Origin of the sequence: Serratia sp. BIGb0163 (genome assembly GCF_024809935.1) — a bacterium.
In the GTDB taxonomy this organism is placed as follows: domain Bacteria; phylum Pseudomonadota; class Gammaproteobacteria; order Enterobacterales; family Enterobacteriaceae; genus Serratia; species Serratia quinivorans.
On sequence record NZ_JANUDZ010000004.1, the window covers coordinates 414814 to 423815 of the forward strand.

The 9002-nt window shown below is 55.6% G+C and carries 6 protein-coding genes, 5 tRNA genes and 1 other RNA gene; 9 read left to right on the plus strand and 3 right to left on the minus strand.

The genetic code is table 11. The annotated features are described in order from the left end of the window. Positions 1–30 precede the first annotated feature (30 nt). The 8 genes from M2406_RS17125 to pnuC all read left to right on the plus strand — a co-directional run bounded on the left by M2406_RS17125 (position 31) and on the right by pnuC (position 2804). A tRNA-Lys gene (locus M2406_RS17125) sits at positions 31–106 on the plus strand. Positions 107–138: 32 nt separating this feature from the next. Then, positions 139–214, plus strand: a tRNA-Val gene (locus tag M2406_RS17130). A 7-nt stretch (positions 215–221) separates the two neighbouring features. After that, positions 222–297 (plus strand) — tRNA-Lys (locus M2406_RS17135). Positions 298–367: 70 nt separating this feature from the next. Beyond that, a tRNA-Lys gene (locus tag M2406_RS17140) sits at positions 368–443 on the plus strand. A gap of 53 nt (positions 444–496) precedes the next feature. Next, a tRNA-Lys gene (locus M2406_RS17145) sits at positions 497–572 on the plus strand. Between the two features lie 44 nt (positions 573–616). Next, a non-coding RNA gene (locus M2406_RS17150) (RtT sRNA) lies at positions 617–741 on the plus strand. Between the two features lie 254 nt (positions 742–995). Beyond that, a complete protein-coding gene (gene nadA / locus M2406_RS17155) occupies positions 996–2057 on the plus strand; it encodes a quinolinate synthase NadA (RefSeq protein ID WP_012005716.1) in 1062 nt (353 codons plus the stop codon). A gap of 21 nt (positions 2058–2078) precedes the next feature. Then, the gene (gene pnuC, locus M2406_RS17160; RefSeq protein ID WP_112364343.1) at positions 2079–2804 is read left to right on the plus strand and encodes a nicotinamide riboside transporter PnuC; all 726 of its coding nucleotides are present in this window, start codon (positions 2079–2081) and stop codon (positions 2802–2804) included. Between the two features lie 37 nt (positions 2805–2841). On the opposite strand, the gene zitB is transcribed toward pnuC, so the two are convergent. From zitB to M2406_RS17175, 3 genes are read right to left on the minus strand one after another with little or no spacing between them, the layout of a single operon-like run. After that, positions 2842–3792, minus strand: coding sequence for a CDF family zinc transporter ZitB (gene zitB / locus M2406_RS17165; RefSeq protein WP_012005718.1), 951 nt, complete (start codon positions 3790–3792; stop codon positions 2842–2844). After that, complete coding sequence (locus M2406_RS17170) at positions 3792–7004, minus strand: ATP-binding protein (protein WP_012005719.1); 3213 nt, start codon at positions 7002–7004, stop codon at positions 3792–3794. The genes zitB and M2406_RS17170 overlap by 1 nt, the downstream gene beginning before the upstream one ends. Continuing rightward, the gene (locus M2406_RS17175) at positions 7001–7606 is read right to left on the minus strand and encodes a response regulator transcription factor (RefSeq protein WP_041418491.1); all 606 of its coding nucleotides are present in this window, start codon (positions 7604–7606) and stop codon (positions 7001–7003) included. The genes M2406_RS17170 and M2406_RS17175 overlap by 4 nt, the downstream gene beginning before the upstream one ends. A 205-nt stretch (positions 7607–7811) precedes the next feature. On the opposite strand from M2406_RS17175, the gene aroG reads away from it, so the two are divergent. After that, positions 7812–8867: a 3-deoxy-7-phosphoheptulonate synthase AroG gene (gene aroG, locus M2406_RS17180; RefSeq protein WP_012005721.1), complete on the plus strand. Its 1056-nt coding sequence runs from the start codon at positions 7812–7814 to the stop codon at positions 8865–8867. The last annotated feature ends 135 nt before the right edge of the window (positions 8868–9002 follow it).

Here is a 9002-nt window from a genome sequence, read left to right on the forward strand (position 1 = left end):
CTTGCAAGATGTTAAAGCAGCAAGGAAATTGGGTCGTTAGCTCAGTTGGTAGAGCAGTTGACTTTTAATCAATTGGTCGCAGGTTCGAATCCCGCACGACCCACCAATTTCTGAAGTAGTAGCAGTAACCACACTAGTGGGTGATTAGCTCAGTTGGTAGAGCATCTCCTTTACACGGAGGGGGTCGGCGGTTCGAGCCCGTCATCACCCACCACTGCTGTGGGCCGTTAGCTCAGTTGGTAGAGCAGTTGACTTTTAATCAATTGGTCGCAGGTTCGAATCCCGCACGGCCCACCATTTCAGAATGGTTTTTCCGCAATACGAGCTTCGGTTTTGTATTGGTTGTTCAGCAGTAAACCACGTCAGTGGGCCGTTAGCTCAGTTGGTAGAGCAGTTGACTTTTAATCAATTGGTCGCAGGTTCGAATCCCGCACGGCCCACCATTATTGCAGCGAGTTCCTCTCCTGCTTACGCGGTTCAGCAGTATCCCCTCAGTGGGCCGTTAGCTCAGTTGGTAGAGCAGTTGACTTTTAATCAATTGGTCGCAGGTTCGAATCCCGCACGGCCCACCATTTCACAGAGTACCTCAGCACTTCTCCCAAAACTTGAGCATCGCATAACGCACGAACCGTGTGGGTGAGAAGCTGCGTTCAGGTTCGAGCATCGCGCAGCGATACGACAACGCGCAGCGTTGCCCGAAGGGTGAGGCCAAAGGCCGAATCAATCCCGTACGGTATCCCCGGTTTGCCCCCAGCATCTTCAATCCGTTTTATCCGTTTATCTCTTTTAGTACCTGGTTGTACCTGGAACCCTCTCTTTCTTTGCATTTTATCCTTTCAAATTTTTAATGAATTAAACACCTTTCGCGCAAATATAAAATATCAGCGGACTTTTCGCACAAATAAAGGTATTTTGTTTAGTATATAAAACGAAGGGGGTTGCGATGGGGTGATACCCGGGCAGCAGACACCCAGCCTAGCACAGAGATTGCAGCGATGAGTGAAATGTTTGATGTTAATGCGGCGGTGTACCCGTTCCCGCCCAAGCCGGTACCGCTGGACGACGCGCAGAAGGCGTTTTACCGCGAGAAGATTAAAATCCTGCTCAAGCAGCGTAATGCGGTGATGGTAGCCCATTACTATACCGATCCGGAGATCCAGGCGCTGGCGGAAGAAACCGGTGGCTGCGTGGCGGACTCGCTGGAGATGGCGCGCTTTGGCAGCAATCATCCGGCTTCGACCCTGCTGGTTGCCGGGGTGCGTTTTATGGGGGAAACCGCCAAGATCCTCAGCCCCGAAAAACGGGTGCTGATGCCGACATTGAACGCCGAGTGCTCGCTGGATCTCGGTTGCCCGGAAGAAGAATTCAATGCCTTTTGCGACAGCCACCCGGACAGAACCGTGGTGGTCTACGCTAATACCTCAGCGGCGGTAAAAGCGCGGGCGGACTGGGTGGTTACCTCCAGTATCGCCGTTGAACTGATTGAACATCTCGACAGCCTGGGTGAGAAAATCATCTGGGCGCCGGATCGCCATCTGGGGAGCTATGTGCAAAAGCAAACCGGTGCAGATATGCTGTGCTGGCAGGGGGCCTGTATCGTCCATGACGAGTTTAAAACCCAGGCCCTGATGCGGATGAAGGCCTTGTACCCGAACGCGGCGATACTGGTGCATCCGGAGTCACCACAGGCGGTGGTCAGCCTGGCCGATGCGGTAGGCTCAACCAGCCAATTGATTCAGGCGGCGAAAACTCTGCCTAATTCGCAGCTGATTGTTGCCACCGATCGCGGTATTTTTTATAAGATGCAACAGGCCTGCCCGGACAAAGAGTTGTTCGAAGCGCCAACCGCCGGGGAAGGTGCCACCTGTCGCAGCTGCGCACACTGCCCGTGGATGGCGATGAATGGCCTGAAGGCTATCGCCGATGGGCTGGAGCACGGCGGTGTACTGCATGAGATCCATGTCGATGCCGCGTTGCGTCAGAAGGCGCTGATCCCGTTGAACCGGATGTTGGATTTCGCCGCTGAGTTAAGGGTGCAGGTTAAAGGGAACGCTTAACCATTTAATAAGGAAGATAAAATGAGCTTTTTCAGTACCAGCAATATCCTGGTGCATATCCCGCTGGGAGCGGGGGGCTACGATCTGTCATGGATTGAGGCTATCGGCACCCTGTTTGGCCTGCTGTGCATTTGGTATGCCAGCAAAGAGAAAATTATCAATTACCTGTTCGGCCTGATTAACGTCACGCTGTTTGCGGTGATTTTCTTTCAAATCCAGCTTTACGCCAGCCTGCTGCTGCAGCTGTTCTTTTTTGTCGCCAATATTTACGGCTGGTACGCCTGGAGCCGTCAGACTCAGGATAACCAGGCCGAGCTGAAGATACGTTGGCTGTCACTGCCGAAGGCGCTGAGCTGGGCGGCGGTGTGCGTTATCGGCATAGCCTTGATGACGTTCAATATTGACCGCGTGTTTGCCTGGTTGACGCAGGCAGCGGTGACAGTGATGCAGGGGCTTGGTTTGAGCGTGCAAATGCCGCAGCTGCAGCCGGATGCCTTCCCATTCTGGGATTCGACCATGATGGTGTTGTCGATCGTGGCGATGATCCTGATGACGCGCAAGTACGTGGAAAATTGGCTGTTGTGGATAGTGATTGACGTGATCAGCGTGGCGATATTCGCCTACCAGGGCGTTTATGCCATGGCGCTGGAATACGTGATCCTGACGTTGATTGCGCTGAACGGCTCCTGGCTGTGGATCAAAAGCGCCGGCAACAATCAATCGCGGCCATTATCTTCTGCACCATAACATAACTGGGGCGCCGAATAAGGCGCCCCAGTGGATTCTAGTGATGATGTCCCACATGTGAATGTGAGTGGTCACTCGGCTCGGGGGCCCGGTTAATCCCACAGTCGGGTGTATCGCAGTGCTGATATTCCATCTGAATGGTTACGTGACCAATCCGATAGTGCTCCAGCAGATAGGCCTGAATACGGCGCAGCAGGCCATCATGGTCGTGCGGCGGTATCACCTGCGCATGCAGCGTCATCAACTTTTGTTCACCAATCTGCCACACATGGACGTGATGAATATTGCGCACTTCCGGAATATTCAGGCACAGGTCTTTTTGCAACTTGTTGATATCCACCTCCTGCGGCGTGCCTTCCAGCAGCTCGTGGAAACTCTCTTTCAGCAGTCGCCAGGCGCTGCGAATCACCAGACAAGACACCAGCACTGACAATATCGGGTCAATCGGCGTCCAGCCAGTGGTCAGGATCACAATGGCGGCGGCGATGGCGCCCACCGACCCCAGTAAATCCCCCAGCACATGCAATGCGGCAGCGCGCACATTGATATTCTTCTCTTCGCTGCCCCGGTGCAGTAGCCAGAAGGCGAACAGGTTGGCCAGCAGCCCCGCTATGGCGATAATCAGCATTGGCGTACCCATCACCGGCTGTGGCTCGAAGAAACGCCGTATCGCCTCCCACAGGATGAATACCACGATCACCAACAGCGCGGCGGCGTTGAGGAAGGCCGCCAGGGTGGTCAGACGCAGATAACCGAAGGTGTGGCGCGCATTGGGCTTACGCTGTGAGAAGTGGACGGCCATCAAGGCCACCAGCAGCGCGGCGGCGTCGGTGAGCATATGGCCGGCATCCGCCAGCAGCGCCAGTGAACCTGAAATTAACCCGCCGGCCACTTCGGCGACCATAAAGACCGCGGTGACTAAAAAAGCGGTCAGTAGGCGTTTACTATTACTGTCTTTTGGCTGGTGTACGTGTGGGGCGTCCGACATTATTCTTCCTTATCCATAGCAAAATACGACTCGTCAGTGCTGACCAGATTATCCAGTTCTATCAGGATCTGTTCCACTAACGTACTCAATTCAGTATAGGCGGCCTGAATGAATGTTCCTTCACGACCGCTGTCCGCCAGTTGTTGGCACAGGCTGGCCGCTGCAGGCAGTTGCAGCATCAGCAGGCTGCCCTTGATGCGATGCGCGGTTTGCGCCAGGGTTGGCCAGTCCTGATTCTGTGCCGCCTGCTCAAGCCGTTGCCGGTCCTGCCGCAGCGTCGCCTGCAGCGTTGTTGCCAAACGCAGGATCATCGGTCGCTCATTACCGGCCATATCGACCAGGGTTTGCTGCAGGTCAGTAAGGACTAACTGCCGCTCCAGCGCCTGGGGTTGCTGCGGTAGCGTTTGGGCTATTGCGGCCAGAGCAATTGGCTTGGTTAAAAAGCGATCTATCGCCACCAGGCCCGGCGGGATGCGGGTAAATTCCTGCACGTCGGCCGAGCAGAGAATGATCTGGCAGGCCGGGCGCTGATGGCGTTGCTCGTCGCGGCGTATCAGCCTTGCCAGCGTCAGGCCGTCCGGACGCGGCATATTGTAATCGATAAACAGCAGATCGAACGGCTGCCGACGGTGGGCCTTCAACAGCTTATGGCCTTGCTCGAATAACGTCGGCTGCAGGCCGAAGTGGCGCAGTTGCCGCTCCATCAACAGCAGGTTGGTGGGGTGATCGTCGATCAGGGCTACGCGCAGGGTTGGCGGCGGCAGAATGAGTGGTGTGTCGGCCTGCTGAGTCGTGGGATCGACAGCGACCTGGCTTACCGGCACGGACAGTGTCACCTGAGTGCCGAGGCCGGGTTGCGATTGCAACGCAATTCGACCGCCCATTTGTTCGATAATCTCTTTACAGATAGACAGCCCCAACCCGGTCCCCTGAACGGATACGCGCTGTGCACCGCGTGCGCGATAGAACGGCTGGAACAGTTTATCTATCTCATCGGCGGCGATACCACAGCCGCTGTCGGCCACCGTCAGCCACAGTTCCCCCTGCGGTGGAACCTGCTCATGCCAACCGATATTCACCTGAATGGTGCCGTGTGGCGTGAATTTAATTGCATTGTTTATCAGATTGTTAGCCACCTGAAGTAAACGCTCACCATCAATGAGAACAGCGGCGGGCAGGTTGTCGGCCGCACTGACGTTTAGCGTCACCGGGCGTTCGCCGATCAGCGGTTGATACAGGGCGTTGATGTGGGCTATCCAGGGTTGCAGCGCCACGCTCCGGGCGACCAGCGTCAACGAACCGGTTTCCAGCCGCGCGTGATCTTGCAAATCATTGAGCAGGTTGAGCAACGATGAGGCCGAGCTGTAAATCACCGGTAAGCCCTCCGGCGTCGGCTGGCGTTTAAGCTCCAGTTCCAGCAGGCCAAGAATGGCGTGCATTGGCGTACGCAGTTCATGGCTGACGGTGGCCAGAAACTTGCTCTTCATGCGGTTCTCGGCTTCGGCATGCTGACGAGCCTGCTCGATGACCTCACGCTCACGTTTTTCCCTACGCTGCAGGATGAAGCGCCGCAGGGTCAGCCCCAGCAGCAGCAGGATCGCTGCCGCCAACAGCGCCAGCAGCCAGGTGGTTTGCGGCTGCATGCGGTTTTCATTTACGGCATCAATCAGGTTGCTGCGATCGACAATCCATTCATCGCGCAGCGATTGCAGCGTTTCGGACGGGATCTGCATCAGATTTTTATCGAGGATAGCCAGCAGCAGTGGCTGATCCTGCCGCACGCCGAATGCTACCGGGTAGGCGATGTTATTGGCCGCGAACGCCAGTTTTATCGCGCCGGAATAACGTGACAGGGCGACAAAGTTTGCCGAGATCACATTATCCACCAGCGCATCCAGCTGGCCGTTGGCCAGGGCGTCATACATGGCCTTGCCGTCGGTAAAACGGATCAACTCTTCGTTGGCCGGCACCAGACTCTGTGCCAGGTCGCCCTGCAGCACGCCAATGCGTTTACCGGCCAAATCGCTCCAGGTGGAAATGCCGTTGGCCTGCTGACCGACATAAACCCCCCACAGTGAACGGTGGATCGGCATGCTGGCGCTGTAGCGGGCTTTAACGCCGCGTGCCAAAGGCAGGGCGGTACGGAAACTGGCCTGACCGGATTGCACCAGTTGGTCGGCCTGCTCGGGGTTGCGCGCCCAGAGCGGCATAAAGCGTAGCCCGGTGTTCTGCGCGATGATATTCAGAATATCGATTGCGTATCCACGCGCCTGCCCGCCGGAACCCCGATAGGCGAACGGAAAATTATTCTCGATGGCGGCGTAATAAACGGTGGGATGGGTCGCCACCCAGTGTTTTTCCATCTGGGTCAGATCGGCATTGCCGGTATCGAGATAGCTGGGGATCTTCTTGCTCCAGCGTCTCTGAATGGCGTTCATAAACTCCATCGGGGTATCGGCGATGGCCAGGTTGAGGGTGTCGATCAGCGTCGGGTTGGCGGAGGCGAATACGAATGACAGATTCCCGAGGTTGACGGTACTTTCAATCTGATAAAGCTGGCCGAGCTGTAACTGGTCAATAATAAAACTGGCGCTGGCTTCGTCGGCAATAAAGTAGTCGCTGCTGCCGTTGAGCAAGGCATACACCGCCTGCAGGTTATTGTCATAACGCTGCACGTGAGAGGACACCGCCTGCAACGCTTGACCGGCCTGCATATCGGTCAGGGTGCTGATAGCCACCCGCGCGTTGGCGGAATTGAGCATCACCTGGCGGTCATTGCTGCGATCCCGCAGCACACGCAGATTACTGACGTAATAAGGCTGCGAAATCTTCAGGCCGTGCAGGGCTTCGTTTTGTGGAATGCCGTACACCAGATCGATAGTCCCGTCATGCAGCGCCTGCTCTAGCTGCGCCAGATCGGCAAAGCCGTAAATCTGAAAGTGAATGCCGGTAACCTGCTGAACATAACCAAGATAGTCGGCGTTCAAGCCGTACAAATCGTCATCCACAATGATGTTATAGGGGCTGGTATTTTCACTGATGATGCCGACACGCAACGTAGTATCGCGCCAGGGGTTTTTCTCACTGGCGATCAGCATATCGAGCGGGATATTCAGGTTGCTGACCAACCGATAACTCACCGGCTGCGCCGCCTGTGTGACGTTGCCGAGGCTCAGCAGCAGGGTTAACAGCAACAGGACTCCACGCATCATGGCGTCAGCTCTTTAAACACCGCCACCAGCTCCAGCAGGTTACTGGCGCCAGTCTTGCGCAAAATATTCTTCTTGTGGGTGCTGACGGTTTTGTTGCTGATGCTCAGCATCTCGGCAATTTGCAGGTTGGACAACCCTTTACTGAGCAGCCCGAGAATCTGCAGTTCTTTTGGCGTCAGCAGCGAGCCTTCTGTCGGCTGGGTTTCTTCTGCCATCGCGGCGGCGGGAAAGCTCAGTTCCCCGGCCAGCACGGTTTCAATCGCCAGCACCAGTTGTTCCAGTCGGCTGCCCTTGTGAACAAAGCCGTTGGCACCGGCCGCATAGGCCATACGGGCATAAATCTCTTCTTCCTGGGCGGTATAAATCAGGATCGACTGCTGCGGGTAATGGCGGCGAATCTTTTTCAGCAGCTGCAGGCCGTCTACCTGCGGCAGGCCGATATCGAGGATCACCAGTGCAAAGTCGGCTGCGGCCAACTGAGCCAGCGCCTGTACGTCATCCTCTACCGCCTGTAGAACATAGGAGCGGGAAGACTTGATTAGCGCCGCTTCCAGTGCGACATGAACCACCGGGTGGTCATCAACTAATAACAATGAGGGCATGGCTTGGCTCGAGTAACGGATCCTGGCCGTTAGCATAACCAAAAAGGAGCCACTGTGCTCTGCTGATGAAACAGCACAATCTACTGTTAATCAGGACGTTCATTCTGCAGGCGGCAAAGGTGATTTACAGCGTTATCCTCACAGGCTAAATTGGTCAGATCTACGCTCTGCGAAATAACGCCTCTCGATACCGAATGGAAAAGTGATGAATTACCTAAATGACGATTTACGTATTAAAGAAATTAAGGAACTCCTGCCACCGGTGGCCCTGTTAGAAAAGTTTCCGGCCACTGAACGTGCAGCAGAGACGGTGTCACAGGCACGCAATGCCATTCATCAGATCCTTCGCGGCAGCGACGATCGCCTGTTGGTGGTGATCGGCCCTTGCTCGATCCACGATACCAAAGCCGCCAAAGAGTACGCCGGTCGCCTGCTGGCGCTGCGTCAGGAACTGAGCGGTGAGCTGGAAGTGGTGATGCGCGTTTATTTTGAAAAACCGCGGACTACCGTGGGCTGGAAGGGTTTGATCAACGATCCGCAGATGGATAATAGCTTCCAGATCAACGACGGCCTGCGTTTGGCGCGTAAGCTGCTGCTAGATATCAATGATTCTGGCCTGCCGGCTGCCGGCGAATTCCTCGACATGATCACCCCGCAGTATCTGGCAGATCTGATGAGCTGGGGCGCGATCGGCGCGCGGACCACCGAATCTCAGGTGCACCGCGAACTGTCTTCCGGCCTGTCTTGCCCGGTTGGTTTCAAAAACGGCACCGACGGTACCATTAAGGTGGCGATTGATGCCATCAACGCCGCCAGCGCGCCGCACTGTTTCCTGTCGGTAACCAAATGGGGCCACTCGGCCATTGTTAACACCAGCGGTAACGGCGACTGTCACATCATTCTGCGCGGCGGCAAAGAGCCGAACTACAGCGCGGCACACGTGAAACAAGTCAAAGAAGGCCTGGTTAAAGCGGGTCTGCCTGCACAGGTGATGATCGATTTTAGCCACGCCAACAGCAGCAAGCAGTTCAAAAAGCAGCTGGAAGTGAACGCAGACGTCTGCCAACAGATTGCCGGCGGTGAAAAGGCGATTATGGGCGTGATGATCGAAAGCCATCTGGTGGAAGGTAACCAGAACCTGGAAAGCGGCGATCCGCTGGTCTACGGCAAGAGCGTCACCGACGCCTGCATCGGCTGGTCAGACACCGAAACTGTACTGCGTGAACTGGCGGAAGCAGTGAAAGTGCGTCGCAACAAGTAAAGCCCCACTTTGCGCCATAAAAAAAGCCCTCGGCCAAAAATGAACTGCACCCCAAAAGTTGGACACCCAACTGAATAAGGTGCAGTTTTTTATGGCAAAACCAAAATACTCCCTCGAAACCAGACTGGCAGTGGT

What these genes read in the sequence shown, in the direction of transcription:
- M2406_RS17175 (WP_041418491.1), bottom strand. Translation starts at nt 7,606, where the DNA reads ATGCCCTCATTGTTATTAGTTGATGACCACCCGGTGGTTCATGTCGCA.
- aroG (WP_012005721.1), top strand. Translation starts at nt 7,812, where the DNA reads ATGAATTACCTAAATGACGATTTACGTATTAAAGAAATTAAGGAACTC.
- nadA (WP_012005716.1), top strand. Translation starts at nt 996, where the DNA reads ATGAGTGAAATGTTTGATGTTAATGCGGCGGTGTACCCGTTCCCGCCC.
- zitB (WP_012005718.1), bottom strand. Translation starts at nt 3,792, where the DNA reads ATGTCGGACGCCCCACACGTACACCAGCCAAAAGACAGTAATAGTAAA.
- pnuC (WP_112364343.1), top strand. Translation starts at nt 2,079, where the DNA reads ATGAGCTTTTTCAGTACCAGCAATATCCTGGTGCATATCCCGCTGGGA.
- M2406_RS17170 (WP_012005719.1), bottom strand. Translation starts at nt 7,004, where the DNA reads ATGATGCGTGGAGTCCTGTTGCTGTTAACCCTGCTGCTGAGCCTCGGC.